Origin of the sequence: Sulfitobacter sp. DSM 110093 (assembly GCF_022788715.1) — a bacterium.
Lineage (GTDB): Bacteria > Pseudomonadota > Alphaproteobacteria > Rhodobacterales > Rhodobacteraceae > Sulfitobacter.
On the sequence record NZ_CP085167.1, the window covers coordinates 1,695,841 to 1,712,618 of the forward strand.

General features: G+C 58.9%; 17 protein-coding genes. 8 read left to right on the forward strand and 9 right to left on the reverse strand.

Features of this window, described 5'->3' with window-relative positions; genetic code table 11:
- Positions 1–32: 32 nt before the first annotated feature.
- Complete coding sequence (locus DSM110093_RS08285; RefSeq protein WP_243267628.1) at positions 33–290, forward strand: acyl carrier protein; 258 nt, start codon at positions 33–35, stop codon at positions 288–290.
- Positions 291–294: 4 nt separating this feature from the next.
- Positions 295–1,503, forward strand: a complete 1,209-nt coding sequence (locus DSM110093_RS08290) for a beta-ketoacyl-[acyl-carrier-protein] synthase family protein (protein ID WP_243267629.1) — start codon at positions 295–297, stop codon at positions 1,501–1,503.
- A gap of 74 nt (positions 1,504–1,577) precedes the next feature.
- On the opposite strand, the gene DSM110093_RS08295 is transcribed toward DSM110093_RS08290, so the two are convergent.
- Positions 1,578–2,243, reverse strand: a complete 666-nt coding sequence (locus DSM110093_RS08295; RefSeq protein ID WP_243267630.1) for an invasion associated locus B family protein — start codon at positions 2,241–2,243, stop codon at positions 1,578–1,580.
- A gap of 467 nt (positions 2,244–2,710) precedes the next feature.
- On the opposite strand from DSM110093_RS08295, the gene DSM110093_RS08300 reads away from it, so the two are divergent.
- Positions 2,711–4,246 (forward strand): helicase HerA-like domain-containing protein, encoded by a 1,536-nt coding sequence (locus DSM110093_RS08300; protein WP_243267631.1) that lies wholly within the window; start codon positions 2,711–2,713, stop codon positions 4,244–4,246.
- A 75-nt stretch (positions 4,247–4,321) separates the two neighbouring features.
- Here the strand turns inward: DSM110093_RS08300 and DSM110093_RS08305 are convergent, their stop codons facing one another.
- From DSM110093_RS08305 to DSM110093_RS08330, 6 genes are all read right to left on the reverse strand, one after another.
- Positions 4,322–5,626, reverse strand: coding sequence for a branched-chain amino acid ABC transporter permease (locus DSM110093_RS08305; RefSeq protein ID WP_243267632.1), 1,305 nt, complete (start codon positions 5,624–5,626; stop codon positions 4,322–4,324).
- Positions 5,623–6,633, reverse strand: a complete 1,011-nt coding sequence (locus DSM110093_RS08310) for a branched-chain amino acid ABC transporter permease (RefSeq protein ID WP_243267633.1) — start codon at positions 6,631–6,633, stop codon at positions 5,623–5,625. The genes DSM110093_RS08305 and DSM110093_RS08310 overlap by 4 nt, the downstream gene beginning before the upstream one ends.
- Positions 6,634–6,635: 2 nt before the next feature.
- Positions 6,636–7,457, reverse strand: a complete 822-nt coding sequence (locus DSM110093_RS08315) for an ABC transporter ATP-binding protein (RefSeq protein ID WP_243267634.1) — start codon at positions 7,455–7,457, stop codon at positions 6,636–6,638.
- Positions 7,454–8,236, reverse strand: coding sequence for an ABC transporter ATP-binding protein (locus DSM110093_RS08320; protein WP_093926184.1), 783 nt, complete (start codon positions 8,234–8,236; stop codon positions 7,454–7,456). Before DSM110093_RS08320 ends, DSM110093_RS08315 begins: the two co-directional genes overlap by 4 nt.
- Before the next feature lie 91 nt (positions 8,237–8,327).
- A complete protein-coding gene (locus tag DSM110093_RS08325; protein WP_243267635.1) occupies positions 8,328–8,489 on the reverse strand; it encodes a hypothetical protein in 162 nt (53 codons plus the stop codon).
- 147 nt (positions 8,490–8,636) lie between these two features.
- Positions 8,637–9,821, reverse strand: coding sequence for an ABC transporter substrate-binding protein (locus tag DSM110093_RS08330; protein ID WP_243267636.1), 1,185 nt, complete (start codon positions 9,819–9,821; stop codon positions 8,637–8,639).
- 183 nt (positions 9,822–10,004) lie between these two features.
- On the opposite strand from DSM110093_RS08330, the gene DSM110093_RS08335 reads away from it, so the two are divergent.
- Positions 10,005–11,102: a PQQ-dependent sugar dehydrogenase gene (locus DSM110093_RS08335; protein WP_243267637.1), complete on the forward strand. Its 1,098-nt coding sequence runs from the start codon at positions 10,005–10,007 to the stop codon at positions 11,100–11,102.
- A 4-nt stretch (positions 11,103–11,106) separates the two neighbouring features.
- On the opposite strand, the gene DSM110093_RS08340 is transcribed toward DSM110093_RS08335, so the two are convergent.
- Positions 11,107–12,111: a GlxA family transcriptional regulator gene (locus tag DSM110093_RS08340; protein WP_243267638.1), complete on the reverse strand. Its 1,005-nt coding sequence runs from the start codon at positions 12,109–12,111 to the stop codon at positions 11,107–11,109.
- Between the two features lie 191 nt (positions 12,112–12,302).
- Between DSM110093_RS08340 and DSM110093_RS08345 the strand changes: the two genes are divergently transcribed.
- On the forward strand, positions 12,303–13,673 hold the full coding sequence (locus tag DSM110093_RS08345; protein ID WP_243267639.1) for a 3-deoxy-7-phosphoheptulonate synthase class II: 1,371 nt from the start codon (positions 12,303–12,305) through the stop codon (positions 13,671–13,673).
- A 93-nt stretch (positions 13,674–13,766) separates the two neighbouring features.
- Here DSM110093_RS08345 and DSM110093_RS08350 read toward each other — a convergent pair whose 3' ends face one another.
- The gene (locus DSM110093_RS08350) at positions 13,767–14,465 is read right to left on the reverse strand and encodes a PAS domain-containing protein (RefSeq protein ID WP_243267640.1); all 699 of its coding nucleotides are present in this window, start codon (positions 14,463–14,465) and stop codon (positions 13,767–13,769) included.
- Positions 14,466–14,717: 252 nt separating this feature from the next.
- Here DSM110093_RS08350 and DSM110093_RS08355 point away from each other — a divergent pair, with 252 nt between their 5' ends.
- The 3 genes from DSM110093_RS08355 (at position 14,718) to DSM110093_RS08365 (ending at position 16,777) form a co-directional block, all read left to right on the forward strand.
- Positions 14,718–15,608, forward strand: a complete 891-nt coding sequence (locus tag DSM110093_RS08355) for a YicC/YloC family endoribonuclease (protein WP_243267641.1) — start codon at positions 14,718–14,720, stop codon at positions 15,606–15,608.
- Between the two features lie 72 nt (positions 15,609–15,680).
- Positions 15,681–16,259, forward strand: coding sequence for a guanylate kinase (gmk, locus tag DSM110093_RS08360; protein ID WP_243267694.1), 579 nt, complete (start codon positions 15,681–15,683; stop codon positions 16,257–16,259).
- Positions 16,256–16,777, forward strand: a complete 522-nt coding sequence (locus DSM110093_RS08365; RefSeq protein ID WP_243267642.1) for a gamma carbonic anhydrase family protein — start codon at positions 16,256–16,258, stop codon at positions 16,775–16,777. The genes gmk and DSM110093_RS08365 overlap by 4 nt, the downstream gene beginning before the upstream one ends.
- Position 16,778 lies beyond the last annotated feature (1 nt).

Consider the following 16,778-nt stretch of genomic DNA (forward strand, 5'->3'; position numbering starts at 1 on the left):
ACCTGCCCCGGACATTGTTGAGGGACGCAGCCATGAGCACTCAGGATCAGGTCATTACCATCCTCGCCGAACAGGCCATGATTGAGCCGGAGGATGTCACGCTCGACAGCACGCTGGAAGATCTGGGCATCGATAGCATGGGGGTCGTCGAATGCATCTTCGCCATAGAAGAAACATTCGACATCAACGTGCCTTTCAATGCCAACAGCCCAAGCGAAAGCGATTTCGACATCTCGGCAGTGCGAAGTATCGTTGCCGGGGTGGAACGGCTGAAGGCCGAACAGAGCTAAGCACATGAAAAGAGTTGTCATCACCGGTGCTGGCACGATCAACGCTCTGGGCTTGTCGGTGCCAGAGACGCTCGCCGCGATGCGCGAAGGTAAATGCGGCATTGGCCCGCTTGAGTTCCGCGATGTGGAGCGGCTGGCCATCCGCATTGGCGGGCAGGTGCGCGGGTTCGAGGCCGAAGGCCGCTACAACCGCCAGCAGATCGCGCTTTACGATCGGTTCACGCAATTTACCCTCACCGCCGCCCGCGAAGCGATTGAGCAGTCGGGGCTGACCTTTACCGATGAGTTGGCCGCCCGTGCCGGGGTGGTGCTGGGCACGGCGGGCGGTGGCGTGTCCACGTGGGACGACAACTACCGCGCGGTCTATGAAGAGGGCAAAAACCGAGTGCATCCCTTTGTGGTGCCCAAGCTGATGAACAATGCCGCCGCCAGTCATGTCAGCATGGAATGGAACCTGCGCGGCCCGTCCTTCACCGTCTCGACCGCCTGCGCGTCGTCCAATCACGCCATGGCGCAGGCTTTTGCCATGGTGCGCTCCGGCATGAGCCCGGTGATGGTGACGGGCGGATCGGAATCGATGCTCTGCTTTGGTGGGGTGAAGGCGTGGGAAGGGCTGCGCGTGATGAGCCGCGACGCCTGCCGCCCGTTTTCGGCCAATCGCAACGGGATGGTGCAGGGCGAGGGCGCAGGGGTCTTTGTCTTTGAAGACTATGACCACGCGCGGGCACGGGGGGCCGAAATTCTTTGCGAGGTTGCAGGTTTCGCCATGACGTCGGATGCCAGCGACATCGTCATGCCATCCAAAGCCGGGGCCGCGCGGGCGATGCAGGGGGCGCTGGCCGATGCGGGGATCAACCGCGAAGAGGTCGGCTATATCAACGCCCATGGCACCGGGACTGCCGCGAACGATAAGACCGAATGTGCGGCGGTCGCGGATGTGTTTGGCACTCACGCGGATCAGTTAATGATCTCATCCACCAAATCGATGCACGGCCATGTGATCGGCGGCACCGGCGCGGTTGAGCTTTTGGCCTGTATAATGGCACTGCGGGACGGGGTGATCGCCCCCACCATCGGCTATGAAGAACCCGACCCGGAGTGTGCCCTAGACGTGGTGCCGAATGAGGCGCGGGAGGCGCAGGTCGATGTGGCGCTCAGCAATGCCTTCGCCTTTGGCGGGATGAATGCCGTTTTGGCGCTGCGCCGCACCTGATCCATACTAGCGCCGGACGAAAAATGCCGCCCCCATCAGGGAGCGGCATCAAAATTCGTGAATTTAGGCAGGTCTTACTGCTCGATCACCGACACTTCGTCGTAGCCAGCGGTGAAACCGTTGAGCGAGAGTGTCAGCTTGACCTCTTGATCGGGGGCCAACGCTGGCACGATGGTCAAGACCGCTTCTTTGCCGCGCTTGAAGGCGCCGATATCGGCATCTGTCAGACCCATGCGCACATAGCAGCCCACCGGATTGCAGAAAGCATAGGGATAGCGGCGGGCTTTGCCACCGTCGACCGACAGGGTCAGCTGCGCGGGCAGGGCGGTTTCAAGCGGGACAACAACCGTGGCACCGGCTTTGGCTTGACCACCATCAGGCAGACGGAAAAGCGACACTTCGGCAACTGGCGCGCCTTCACCATCAGCAAGCAGTTGGTACATCTGACAAGGGTCGACCTCTTCTTCGGTCTTGATGCAGCGCATCTCCCAGGAGCCAATCTCTTTCTTGGTGTAGGGCTTGCCCAGTTCGGGGTCTTTGTCCGCGTCTTCACCAAGGCTCAGCTGCTCTTCGATCTGAGAGGCATTGCCGCTGGTGCCGGCCTGCGGTGCCTGTTCTTCGCTCGGTGCGCTGTTTTCTTCCGCGGCCGTGTCAGGCGTTGCGGTCTGGGCGAAAGCGGTCATTGGGGCCGTCAGTGCAAGCGCTGCACATAGCGGCAGGGCGGTCATAAACTTGCTCATGTCATATCCACATTAGTTGCGTTACCGCCCCTTACCATGCCGCCCCGCGATTGTCAGTGGTCATAGCCGCATTTCAATCATCGTTCGGGCAAATTCATGCCGACCTAATGCTATGCGAATTTTCCGCAATGTCAGAGACTTATCCGCTGGAAACGCAAAAGGGGACGCAGCGCGCCCCCTTCCGTGTACTTTCTCCCCGTCGGACTGGGCCGACTTATTAATGCCACGTTAGGCAAGCGCGTGATGCCGGTCAACAGTAAAAATGCGACAATCTGTCATGGAAGAAGCAACAGCCTATGGTAGAAAAAGGGCCGCACCCGAAGGCGCGGCCAGTCTAACAGGGAGGAAGTATACCCGCCCGATAGAAGGACATGTGGGCGGGATGCCTTCACTATGGCGCGCAAAGGTTAAGTTTGTATGCTCTAGTGGAACGGACGAATGGCTAAAATTGACAGAAAGGCCCCAGCGTGAGCAGTGACATCTTTATCGGCGGCGGCGGTCCCGACTATGCGACCAAGCAATTTCTTGACCTCGGCTATGCCAACCGCCACGGACTGATCGCCGGGGCCACCGGGACGGGCAAGACGGTAACGCTACAGATCCTTGCCGAAGGGTTCGCGAATGCAGGTGTGCCGGTGTTCTTGTCGGATGTGAAAGGCGACCTCTCCGGCCTTGCCATGGCAGGTAGTGACGCTGCGAAACTGCATGTGCCCTTTACCGAACGCGCCGCCACGATCGGCTTTGACGATTATATCTACCAATCGTTTCCGGTGACCTTTTGGGATCTCTTCGGAGAGCAGGGCCATCCAGTCCGCACCACCGTTTCCGAGATGGGGCCGCTGCTGATCGCCCAGCTTCTCAGCCTCAGCGAGGCGCAGGAGGGTATCTTGAACATCGCCTTCCGCGTCGCAGATGAAGAGGGCATGCCGCTTTTGGACCTTAAAGACCTGCAAGCGCTGCTGGTTTGGGTTGGGGAGAATGCGAAAGACTTGGCGCTGCGCTATGGCAATGTCTCGACCGCTTCGGTCGGGACGATCCAGCGCCGCTTGCTGGTCTTGGAAAATCAAGGCGGCGCACAGTTGTTCGGCGAACCGGCATTGGCGCTGTCTGATTTGATGCGCTGCGATGCGGATGGGCGCGGACGGATCAACATCCTTGCCGCAGACAAGCTTATGGCTTCGCCGAAGCTCTACGCGACGTTCCTGCTTTGGCTGATGTCCGAACTTTTTGAAGAACTGCCCGAGGTGGGCGATCCCGACAAACCCAAGCTGGTATTCTTCTTTGACGAGGCCCATCTGCTGTTTGATGACGCGCCCAAGGCATTGGTGGATAAGGTGGAACAGGTGGCGCGGCTGATCCGCTCCAAGGGGGTTGGCGTCTACTTCGTGACCCAGAACCCCGCAGACGTGCCTGATGATATTCTGGGCCAGCTTGGCAACCGTATCCAACACGCGCTGCGCGCCTTTACCGCGCGGGACCGCAAGGAGCTTCGTCAAGCCGCCGAGACCTACCGCGAGAACCCGCGTTTCGACACCGAAGAGGCGATCCGCGAGGTTGGCGTGGGCGAAGCGGTAACCTCGATGCTGCAACGCAAAGGCGTGCCCGGTGTGGTCGAACAAACGTTGATCCGCCCGCCGTCATCGCAACTTGGCCCTATTTCCGTGGCTCAGCGTGCGGCGGTCATGGCGGGCTCTGATCTTGCCGGGAAATACGAAACTTTGAAAGACCGCGAGTCAGCCTATGAGATGCTTAAAGCCCGTGCCGAGGCTGCGGCGAAGGAAGCGGAAAAGGTTGAGGCCGCCGCAGAGGCCGAGGACGAGGCTGCGCGAGAATTCCAAAAGGCTAGGCGCTATGGCGGCGCGCGTAGCAGCAGCAGATCGGCTCGAAAATCATCGGATGGTTTCGGGGATGCCATCGCCAGCGCAGTAATCAAGGAGTTAAAGGGCACCACAGGCCGCCGGATTGTGCGCGGCATTTTGGGCGGGCTGTTCAAAGGTCGCTAAGTTAAGGGAGACAAAATAAAAGGGGCGCGGTATTGCGACCGCGCCCCTTTTTTATGGCTTGATAAACCGCTGTCCTTACCGCTCGGGGATCAACCCACGCGGGCTGAAACGCAGCACCAACAGCAGCACGATTCCCATCGTCAGTAGACGCATATGAGCAGCACTCTCAATCAAATGCGCCTTGAGGGCAGAACCTTCGGACATGCCAGCCGTGATGAGGTTCATCAGCCACAGGCCCATCGGTTCAACCTGCACCCAAAGGAACCAGATCAGGAAACCGCCCAAGATCGCGCCAAAGTTATTGCCTGATCCACCGACGATCACCATCACCCAGATCAGGAAAGTAAAGCGCAGCGGCTGGTAGGTGCCGGGCGTGAGCTGGCTGTCCATCGTTGTCATCATCGCACCCGCAATACCGCAGATGGCAGAGCCAAGGATGAAGACCTGTAAATGCCTCGCGGTGACATCTTTGCCCATCGCTTCGGCAGCGACTTCGTTGTCACGGATCGCGCGGAGCATGCGGCCCCACGGCGAATGGAGCGCACGTTGGCTCATCCACAGGAGGATGATCAAAACCACGGCAAAAAGTGCGATATAGAGCAGTTTCACCCAAAGCGTCGACGCCTCTACCGGGTCAAACCCGAAACCGGCAGCGCGCTCGACGAATGAGGCGTTGTTTTGGAGGTCGATTTCATATGGCACAGGGCGCGGCAGGCCGATGACGTTCTTGACGCCCCGGCTCATCCAATCTTCGTTTTTCAGTACCGCGATGATGATCTCGGCAATGCCCAACGTGGCAATCGCCAGATAGTCCGAGCGCAGGCCCAGAGCTGTTTTGCCGATGAGCCATGCGGCGCCAGCGGCAAAGAGGCCACCCACAGGCCACGAAATCAGGACCGGCAGTCCCAAACCACCAAGGTAGCCGCTCTGCGCCGGGTTGATTGCCTCGACTGCTTCGACCGCAGGGTCAAGCAGTGCCCGGAAAACGAAAAAGCCGACAACCAGCACCGCGATAACCGCGAGGGTACGGGCGATGCCCGGTGCCATACGCTTCATCAGCATGACCGCAGCAACGACCGTGCCCGCTCCTAACAAAAGCGCACCGATTATAGCAAAGCCGCCCGTGGTCCATGCGCCCTCGGTCGGGGGCATTGAAACCAGCACCGCCGCCAGACCGCCAAGCGCCACAAAGCCCATGATGCCGACGTTAAAGAGCCCAGCAAAACCCCATTGCAGGTTCACCCCAAGCGCCATGATTGACGAGATCAGACCCATAGCGACGATCAACAGCGCCGAGTTCCAGCTTTGTGCAAAGCCCGTGTAGATGATCATCAAAGCGATGATCGCGAAAAGGATTGTGTTTTTCACAGTCTGGGTCATACCGATTTCCCCTTGAACAGGCCGGTGGGCTTGATCAGCAGAACGATCAGAAGAATGACGAAGCTGACCGCAAATTTGTAATCCGTGCTCATAAGCTGGACCAAGCCGTCAGGCTCCAGCCCCTCGGGCATGACGTAGCCCAGCACCTTTTTCCACGCATAGGTGATCGTCACCTCAGAGAACGCGATGACAAAACCGCCCGCAATCGCCCCAACCGGGCTGCCAAGGCCGCCCACAATCGCCGCAGCAAAGATCGGCAGCAAAAGCTGGAAGTACGTGAATGGTTTGAAAGACTTATCCAGCCCATAGAGCGTGCCTGCGATGGTCGCGAGCGCGGCGACGATCATCCAAGTGATCATCACCACACGCTCAGGATTGATACCCGACAGCAGCGCCAGATCTTCGTTGTCCGAATAGGCGCGCATGGATTTGCCCGCGCGGGTCTTGTTGAGGAACCAAAACAGCACCGCGACAACGATGATCGCGGTGACGATGGTGATGCCTTGGGTGGTTTTGAAGGCCAGACCTTCTTTCAAACCCGTCAGCGCCTTAAAGTCCCGCGCCGACATGATGAACCGCTCCCCATCAAGGAAGTTCTGATCGTCTGCGCCAATAATGAACCGCGTGATGCCGTTATAGATAAACGTCACCCCGAGGGAGACGATCACCAAAATCACCGGCTTGGCCTTTTGCTCGCGGTAGAATTTATAGACGACCCTATCGGTCCCCAACAGCAGCAGAATGGCAAAGCCGATGCCGAAGGGCAGGGCGAGCAGTGCGGTGGGCAAGAAGCCAAGGCTCAGCCCCATGGACTGGAACAGCCATGTGATGAGGATGGTCGCCATCGTCCCCATGGCCATCGTGTCGCCATGTGCGAAGTTTGAGAAACGCAGGATGCCGTAGACCAAAGTCACGCCAAGCGCGCCGAGTGCGAGCTGCGATCCATAAGCGATGCCCGGAATGAGGACATAGTTCGAGAGTGCAATAATTGCGTTGAGCAGATCCATGTTCAGCCCCCCAGAAACGATTTGCGGACTTCAGGATCGGCCAAAAGCTCTTTGCCGGTGCCGGTAAAGGCGTTCGCCCCCTGCACAAGCACATAGCCTTTGTCCGCGATCTCAAGCGCTTGACGGGCGTTTTGTTCGACCATCAGGATCGGGATGCCGGTGCGGGCCACCTCGATAATCCGGTCAAAGAGTTCGTCCATCACGATGGGCGAGACGCCCGCTGTCGGCTCATCCAGCATCAAAACTTTTGGCTGTGTCATCAGCGCCCGACCTACGGCGACCTGTTGGCGCTGACCGCCGGAAAGTTCGCCCGCAGCCTGATTGCGCTTTTCCTTGAGGATCGGGAAAAGGTCATAGACCTGCGCCATCGTATCGCGAAAATCATCGCGGCGGATGAAGGCGCCCATCTCTAGGTTTTCTTCGACCGTCATCGAGGTGAAGATGTTGCTGGTCTGCGGTACAAAGCCCATGCCCTTGGCCACCCGGTCTTGCGGGCTGAGGCCGGTGATATCCTCACCATCCAGCCGCACATGGCCCTTGCGCATGTCGAGCATGCCAAAGACCGCTTTCATGCCGGTGGATTTGCCAGCACCATTGGGCCCGACGATTACGGCAATCTCGCCGCGGTCCACCGCGATGGTGCAGTCGTGCAGGATGTCGGGGCCAGCGCCATAGCCAGCCGTCATACCGTCGCCGATCAGGAAGGGACCGCCGGGGGCGGGGTGTGTTTTGCCGCTGGCCTTTGGCATGATGCTGCCTTGGTCTTTTGCGTTGCCGACCGACCAATCTTTGTTGCCGCGGTCGCCGTAGGGATCATTGCTCATGCGCCTACCTTGTCCTTGTTTTTCAGGCCGGTGCCGAGATAGGCCTCGATCACCTGCTCGTTCGCCTTGATCTCATCAAGCGTGCCTTCGGCCAGCACGTGACCCTCGGCCATGCAGATCACCGGATCGCAAAGGCGGCCAATGAAATCCATGTCATGCTCAATGACGACGAAGGTGTAATTGCGTTCTTTATTCAGGCGGATGATGGCGTCGCCGATGGTGTTAAGCAGCGTCCGGTTCACGCCCGCGCCGACCTCATCCAGAAAGACGATCTTGGCGTCGACCATCATGGTGCGGCCCAGTTCCAGCAGCTTTTTCTGACCGCCCGAGATCTGACCGGCCTTTTGTTCGGCCAGATGTTCGATCGTCAGGAATTCCAAGACCTCATCAGCCTTGGCGCGCAGCGCACGTTCCTCATTGGCGATGCGTTTGGTGCCGAACCATGTGTTCCACAGCGTCTCACCCGATTGATCGCCCGGCACCATCATCAGGTTCTCGCGGCACGACATCGACGAAAATTCATGCGCGATCTGGAAGGTGCGCAGCAGGCCCTTATGGAAAAGCTCATGCGGCGGCAGGCCGGTGATGTCTTCACCGTCCATCGTGACCCGGCCCGAAGTGGGCTGAAGCACGCCAGCAATGACGTTAAACAGCGTGGTCTTGCCCGCGCCATTTGGGCCGATCAAACCAGTGATCGATCCTTTCTCGATAGACAGGCTGGCCCCGTCCACGGCGTGAAACCCGCCGAAATGTTTGTGTAAGTCGTCTACGACGATCATATGTCCATCCCCGTGTCCGCCACCTTTGTGGCTGGTTTTTATTGGTCGTAACGCGGCTGGCCGCCCCAAAAAGACGGGCCACCTTACTTGTTTACAGTCTGCTGCGATTCTTGAAAGGGACCGGTGCGGCCATTTCACGAAGAAAAAGGCCCTGTGCCTTAATAAAGGCAGCTTGTGCGCCGCTGCCGAATTTAGCCTCGGCATCTCCCATGCGCGAAGCCCTGACCGGCACGGCCATTAAATGCTTATTCATCCTGTCCTCCCAGTCGGAACATGTTTCCCACGTTCTCGCTATAGGATTTGTAGAGGCTGCCTTCGCGGAAGAAAAGGCGATTTACTATGCAAAAGGCCCGATCGCGATGCGACCGGGCCCCTTTGGACATTTCAAACAAGAGGTAAATCAGCGGTAGCCAATTGTAACCATCTTGCCGTCTTTCATTTCGATCTCGCGGTAGCTGCCCGCGCTTTCGCCCGGTCCGATCAGCTCAACAGCAGAGGCACCGACATAGTCGACATCGCCACCGTCTTTGATGATCTGCAAAGCTTTGCCAAGCTCACCCGGCAGAATTTTCTCACCTGGTGCGTTGGCGACTTCCATCACCTTTTCTTTGTAGGCAGCAGGATCGTTGGAGCCCGCGGCCTGCATCGCCAGCAGCATCAAAGCCGCAGCGTCATAGGATTCAGGAGAGAACGCGTTGGTCGGCTCGAAACCGGCCTCTTCGCCCATCTTCTTGTAGTTGTCCGGGCCTTCGCCAGCGGCACTTGGGTTCTGGCCAAAGGAGCCATCCGCGCTTTCGGCGAATTTCTCTTCCAGCGTGTCGGAAACCATGCCGTCGGGGAACATGAATGTGTCGAACGCGCCTGCGTCAAGCGCACCGTTCACGATGCCCGCGCCGCCTTGGTCGACGTAGCCCGCAACGATCAGCACTTCACCACCGGCAGAGGCCAGCGCGCCAACTTCGGCGGAATAATCCGCTTTGCCGTCTTCATGCGAAGTGTTGATCGTGACCGTACCGCCAGATTCTTTGAAAGCGGATTCAAAGCTGTCGGCCAAACCTTTACCATAGTCGTTGTTGGTATAGGTTACTGCGACTTCGGTGATGCCACGGTCGTTCAGGATGTCGGCCATGACTTGACCCTGACGGGCGTCAGATGGCGAGGTGCGGAAGAACAGGCCGTTGTCTTCGACAGTCGACAGGGCCGGAGATGTCGCGGAAGGCGAGATCATCACGATGCCGTTCGGAATGGCAACGTTTTGCAGCGAAGCGGTAGTCTCGCCCGAGCACATGCCGCCCACGATACCGCTTACGCGGTCAGAGGTGATCAGACGCTCTGCGGATGCCACAGCAAGGCCCGCGTCGATGCAGCCGGTGTCGCCACGCTCGGACGACACGGTCGCGCCATCGAGGAACATGCCGCTCTCGTTGACTTCGGAAATCGCCAGTTCAGCCCCGGCAGCCATGTCATTGGCCAGTGATTCCAGCGGGCCGGTGAAGCCCAGCAGAATGCCGATTTTTGTGTCTTCTGCCTGCGCGCCTGTGGCGAGCAAAGCAACAGCCGTTGTGGCCATCAATATTTTTTTCATTTGGTACTCTCCCTTAGTTGAACTCTCGTTCTGATCGAACGTTAGGTTGTGGTTTCAAAAAAGAAAAGGTGATTTATCAAGTGTTTTTGACGGGCAGGTTTCCCATGGGCGAAAGCGAGCGGTGGAAATGATCGGCGCGCTGGCTACATCTTGTTCAAGCCTTCATTCCTAAAGGAGCTTGGCATGACTTCCGCAACACACCTCGCCACCATTACGCTTGTTGGTCTCAGCAGCCTGTGCGCTGCAACCGTCGCAAGCGCCCAAAAAACCTATACCATCACCCCCATGGCCGAAGGGCTTGAAGGCCCTTGGGGCGTGGCACCCCTGCCGCGGGGTGGGCTGTTGGTCACTGAAAAAGCCGGGCGTTTGATCCATCAAAAGGATGGCAAGCGAAACGAGGTTTCAGGCATGCCAAAGGTGGCTGTGGTCGGGCAGGGTGGTCTGCTCGACATTACCTTGGCCCGAGATTTCGAACAAAGCCGCATGTTGTTTCTAACTTATGTCAAAGCGCAAGATGGCGGCGGTGCTGGCACGGCCCTAGCCTCTGCACGGCTGTCGGATGATGCCAGCCGTCTCGAAGACCTGATGGAGCTTTTCGCGATGAAACCCGGCAGCAACGGCGGGCAGCATTTCGGCTCGCGCGTGGTTGAGGCACCGGATGGCACGCTGCTGGTGACCATCGGCGAACGTGGCAATCGCCCCGCAGCCCAAGACCGCAGCACCCATAACGGCAGCATCATCCGCGTGAACCGCGACGGTTCTGTGCCCGACGACAACCCCTTTGTGGATACGCCCGATGTGCTGCCCGAGATCTGGTCTTATGGCCACCGCAACCCACAGGGTGCGGGGCTGGACCTTGAGGGGCGCCTTTGGGTGTCAGAACATGGCGCAAAGGGCGGCGATGAGGTGAACCGCATCGCCAAAGGGGCTAACTATGGCTGGCCGGTGATCTCGTATGGGGAGCATTACTCAGGCGAGAAGATCGGCGAGGGCAGCGAAAAAGAAGGAATGGAGCAGCCTGAATTCTATTGGGACCCCTCCATCGCGCCTGCGGGCCTGATGGTCTATTCCGGGGCGCAGTTCCCCGATTGGGAAGGTGACATTTTCGTAGGCGCGCTCAAGTTCGACTATATCGCGCGGCTAAGCGGCGATCCCCTCGAAGAGGTAGAACAGATCAAAACGAGCGAGACCGCCCGCGTGCGCGATGTTGTCGAAGGGCCAGATGGCGGGATCTGGTTCATCTCTGAGATCAACGGAACGGTCTATCGGATCACGCCCTAACATTTTAGACAGGCACCCGCGACGATTGGCTGCCCCGTTCGCGATAGGGCGTGGTCTGATAATGTGCGCGGTAGCATTTCGAGAAATGCGACGGCGACGCAAACCCACAGGCCAGCGCCACATTGATCACGCTCATATCCGTCTGCATCAAAAGATTGCGCGCCTTTTGTAGCCGCAGTTCCATGTAATATCGTTTCGGACTGCGGTTAAGATAGCGCCGGAACAACCGCTCTAGCTGGCGGGTCGACATGCCCACGTCACGCGCAAGGCTCGACGGGCTGATCGGCTCTTCGATGTTGCGCTCCATCTGCTGGATGACTTGGCTGAGTTTGGGATGGCGCACACCGATCCGGGTGGGCACCGACAGGCGCTGCGTGTCTTGGTCGGTGCGGATCGAGGAATAGATCAGCTGGTCCGCCACGGCATTGGCGGTCTCTTCGCCGTGATCATCGGCGATAAGCTTGAGCATCAGGTCCAGCGAAGAGGTGCCGCCCGCTGTGGTCAGCCGGTTGCCGTCCACCACAAAAACCGATTTCGTCAGGATAACCTCTTCGAATTCCTCGCCAAAGCTGTCTTGATTCTCCCAATGGATCGTCGCGCGTTTGCCATCCAGCAGCCCGGCCTTGGCCAGCGTGTGCGCCGCCGTACATAGCCCGCCAACAACCAGCCCTTTGCGGGCCTCGCGGCGCAACCAAGCCAACAGTTTCTTGGTGGTGGCCGCCTGCACGTCGAGGCCACCACAAATCACAATCGTGTCGTCGCGGCCTAATTCCTCTAACCCGCCATCGAGCGCAAAGACCGCACCAGAAGAACTCACGCATGTTTCACCCGTCTCGCCCACAACCTGCCATTCATAGGCCTTTTGGTCGAGCATACGGTTCGCAATGCGCAGACATTCCACAGCCGAGGCGAAGCTCAGCAACGTAAAATTCTCCAAAAGCACAAAGACGAAACGCCGCGGCTTGTCGGTCTGGAGGGGTATGCGGGTGGCCGGGCGCGATTGGGACATCTCGGCGTCTTTCTACTCAGGTCGTCTCGGGCGGTATGTGCCATGGCCGCCAGAACTTGCCGAAAACATTGCCCATGGCCCTGTCGCAACGTCAATAGGGCGCATTTCGGTTCTGGTCACTTTACCCGCGCCTTTGTATAGAGAAAGATCACGAAGCGCCGACACTCGGCGCTGTGGAGCGGAGTAGAAAGATGACAGACTGGAGCACCTCGAGCTGGCGCAGCAAACCGCGCGTCCAGATGCCCGATTACCCTGACCAAGCCGCATTGCAAGCGTTTGAGGCACAGCTGGCACGCTATCCGGTCCTCGTTTTTGCGGGCGAAGCACGCCGGTTGAAGAAGCATCTGGCCGCCGCTGGCCGTGGCGAAGCCTTCCTTTTGCAGGGCGGCGATTGCGCCGAGAGCTTCGAGCAGTTCAGCTCGGACGCCATTCGCGACACATTCAAAGTGATGTTGCAGATGGCCATCGTGTTGACCCACGGTGCCAAAGTGCCGGTGATCAAACTGGGTCGTATGGCGGGGCAATTCGCCAAACCGCGCTCGGCTCCGACCGAAGTGGTCGATGGTGTGGAACTGCCCAGCTACCGCGGTGATATCATCAACGATCTGGCCTTTAGCGAAGCGGCCCGCATTCCGGACCCGCAAAAGATGCTGCGCGCCTACACACAGGCCGCCGCCACGCTGAACCTGTTGCGTGCCTTCTCAACCGGGGGCTATGCGGATGTGCATCAAGTCCACGGCTGGACGCTGGGCTTCACCGACGACGAAAAGGCCGAGAAATACCGCGAGATTGCCAACCGCATCTCTGACACGCTGGATTTCATGGCCGCCGCTGGCGTGACCGCCGAAACCGCGCATACGCTGCAGTCGGTAGAATTCTACACCAGCCACGAAGCACTGCTGCTGGAGTATGAAGAGGCGCTTTGCCGTCGGGACAGCCAAACTGGAAAATGGCTTGCAGGTTCGGGTCACATGATCTGGATCGGTGACCGCACGCGGCAGCCGGACGGCGCGCATGTGGAATTCGCCAGCGGTGTGCAAAACCCCATCGGCCTTAAATGCGGCCCCTCGATGACCAGCGATGACCTCAAACAGTTGATGGCCAAACTGAATCCCGACAACGAAGAGGGCCGTTTGACGCTGATCTCGCGCTTTGGTGCGGGGCAGGTGGGCGATCACCTGCCGCGTCTGATCAAAACTGTGCAGGAAGAGGGCGCGAATGTGGTTTGGACTTGTGACGCGATGCACGGAAACACGATCAAATCGTCCACGGGCTACAAGACCCGGCCGTTTGATTCCGTGCTGCGCGAAGTGCATGAGTTCTTTGCCGTACATAACGCCGAAGGCTCTGTCCCCGGTGGTGTGCATTTCGAGATGACAGGCCAAGACGTGACCGAATGCACCGGTGGCGTCCGGGCCGTCAGCGACGAAGACCTGTCGGACCGTTACCACACCGCCTGCGATCCGCGCCTAAATGCCAGCCAATCGCTGGAACTGGCATTCTTGGTGGCCGAAGAACTGTCGAACCGCCGCTCGGCGCAGGCAACGCGGGCTGTTGGTTAAACAGCAGCGTCTTCGACCTAAGGGTTTAACTACGAACGCCGCCCGTACCTTGCGGGCGGCGTTTTCGTTTTTGGGAGGGCAGCTTAGAATTACCTAATCCTGCTCTGATTTCACTAAACGCAGATAGGGTGGCGATTGCTGTGCAATAGGACCGGTGAAACTGCGGTTTTCTTCTGCAAAGCCGAAATTCTTACTTAAACCCGCTTGTTGCTGTTGGCGGGTATGGGTCAGCGCCCTTGTCGTCCCGCCCAAGACGCTGTGCCGCGTCTCTTGAGCCAAATCAAACCGGCGTGGCGTTTGGCCGATATCACCTTGCATCATCAAACACCCAAGCACGCGGCTTACATCACCCAGATCGCTTTCCAAAGGCAGCAGCAACATCCGACCGGCTAAGGCAGGGCGGCCGTGGGCGGCAGGGGCGATTAGATGCAGACTTGTCTGACCGGGCATTTGAAAGACTTCCTCTAGCACTTCGGCCACGCGCGGGCGCGATTGCGTGGCAAAGAGGGCGGTGATCGGCATGCCGCGCACCTCCATCCCCATAATGTCACGCAGATGCCCGCCAGCAATGCGCAACCGCGCCACGCCAACCGCAACGCGTTCGAGGATAAAGGCATACTCCAACGCGGTTTCGATCCCGCGCGGGTCAATATCAGACCGTCGCGGCATCAATCTGCTGCCACGCAAGGATTCCCAATAGGCTTCGACCTGCGCCAGCGGGCCATAGCCAACATGCGTCCGATGATCTGACATGGCGACAACATTCTGCGCGGTGTGGTCTGTATGGCCCATAAAACTCAACCTAGAGGACTTGGCCAATACAGCTGCCGTCTTTTGAAACGACAGCGCATCATGTGGCCGGAAACATTACCAAATCATTAATACCTCAGGCAGAAAAGAAGCGCGTCAGCCTTTCGCTGGAATGGTTAACGACGCAGAAGGCAGATCGGGCGCAGTTAGGGCATCGTGCCGGGCCGGGGGCTTGCCCCTTGCGGGGGTTTCGCCGTAAGGCAGGATATGACCGCCTTAGCAAGGAACGCCCCGATGATCAGGTCCATGACAGGTTTCGCCTCTGCCTCCGGCGCATTGGACGGCTGGACTTGGTCCTGGGAAATACGCGCGGTCAATGGCAAAGGGCTGGATCTGCGCCTGCGTGTGCCCGATTGGGTCGCAGGGTTGGAAGTCGCGTTGCGCAAGCAACTGACAGCCGAAGCGGCGCGGGGTAATATCACCTGTAACCTGCGCGTTTCTTCATCCGAGAACGACGGCACGCTTCAGGTTAACAGCGCCCAAGTCGATACTTTGCTTGCCGCCCTGCATGAGATCGAAGCCCGTGCGATGGATACAGGTGTGTCGCTCGCACCCTCCCGGGCAAGCGATATTCTGACCATGCGCGGCGTGCTGGAACAGGCCGATCACCTGCAAGATATTGATGCGCTGCGCGAAGCCTTGTTGGCAGAATTCCCTGCGGTCTTGGAAAACTTTAACGCCATGCGCCGCCAAGAAGGTGCTGCCTTGGCAGACGTGATGCAGGACCAGTTGAACGAAGTTGAGACCCTTGCCGCCAAAGCCGCAGCATTGGCCGATGCGCGAAAAGAAGACGCCGCCGCCAACCTGCGGCGCAACCTCGCGCGGGTGCTAGACAATAGCGAAGGCGCGGATGCCGACCGGGTGGCCCAAGAGCTGGCGCTGATTGCCGTCAAAGCCGATGTCACCGAAGAGATCGACCGTCTTGCCGCCCATGTCGCTGCCGCCCGCGCGCTGATCGGGCAGGGCGGCCCAGTGGGGCGCAAGCTGGATTTCCTGATGCAGGAATTCAACCGCGAGGCGAATACGCTCTGCGCAAAGGCACAGAGCACTGAATTGACGACTGTCGGTCTCGCCCTGAAGGCGGTGATCGACCAAATGCGCGAACAAGTGCAAAATGTGGAGTAAGACGTGACAAAGCCAAGCCGACGCGGCCTTCTGATCATCCTCAGTTCCCCCTCTGGGGCGGGCAAATCGACCATGGCCCGCGCCCTGCGCGCATGGGATCCGACGATCAACTTCTCGGTTTCTGCCACCACCCGCGCGCCCCGTCCGGGCGAGGAAGACGGTAAAGATTACCGCTTCATCGGTGAGGAGGATTTTCGTGAAGCGGTGGCCGAAGGCGAGATGCTGGAGCACGCCCATGTCTTCGGCAATTTCTATGGCTCGCCCAAGGCGCCCGTGCAGGCGGCGATCGATCAGGGGCAAGATATCCTCTTTGACATCGACTGGCAGGGCGCGCAGCAGATCCGCAACTCGGATCTGAACACCCATACACTGTCGATTTTCCTTCTGCCGCCCTCGATCACCGAATTGAAGCGCCGTTTAGAAAGCCGTGGGCAGGACGATGCCGAGACCATTGCCAAACGCATGGGAAAAAGCTGGGACGAGATCAGCCACTGGGATGGCTATGATTTCGTGCTGGTGAATGATGATCTTGATCAAACCGAAGCACGGCTGAAATCGATCATCACCGCCGCACGGCTGCGGCTGAGCCAACAGCCCGCGATCAAGGACCATGTCCGCCGTCTGCAATCTGAATTTGAGGAGTTGAAATGACCCTTTACGCCCTTGCCGACGCCCGCCCCGATGTCTCTCCTGATGCGTGGGTCGCCCCCGACGCGAATGTCATCGGCAAGGTAATACTCAGGTCTGGGGCATCCGTCTGGTTTGGCAGCACGCTGCGCGGCGACAACGAGATGATCACCGTGGGACGTGGGAGCAACGTGCAGGAAAACTGCGTCTTTCATACCGACATGGGGTATCCGCTGACCGTTGGCGAGGATTGCACCATCGGCCACAAGGTCATGCTGCACGGCTGCACCATCGGCGACAACTCCCTGATCGGCATGGGGGCCACGGTGCTCAATGGGGCCAAGATCGGCAAAAACTGCCTGATCGGGGCAGGGGCGCTGATTACCGAAAACAAGGTTATCCCCGACGGATCACTGGTGATGGGTGTTCCCGGTAAGGTGGTGCGTGAGCTTGACGCGCAGGCGATCCAAGCGCTCACCGCGAGTGCGAAACACTACGCTGAAAATGCCTTGCGGTTCCGCCGCGATCTTGAACCGCTCTGAC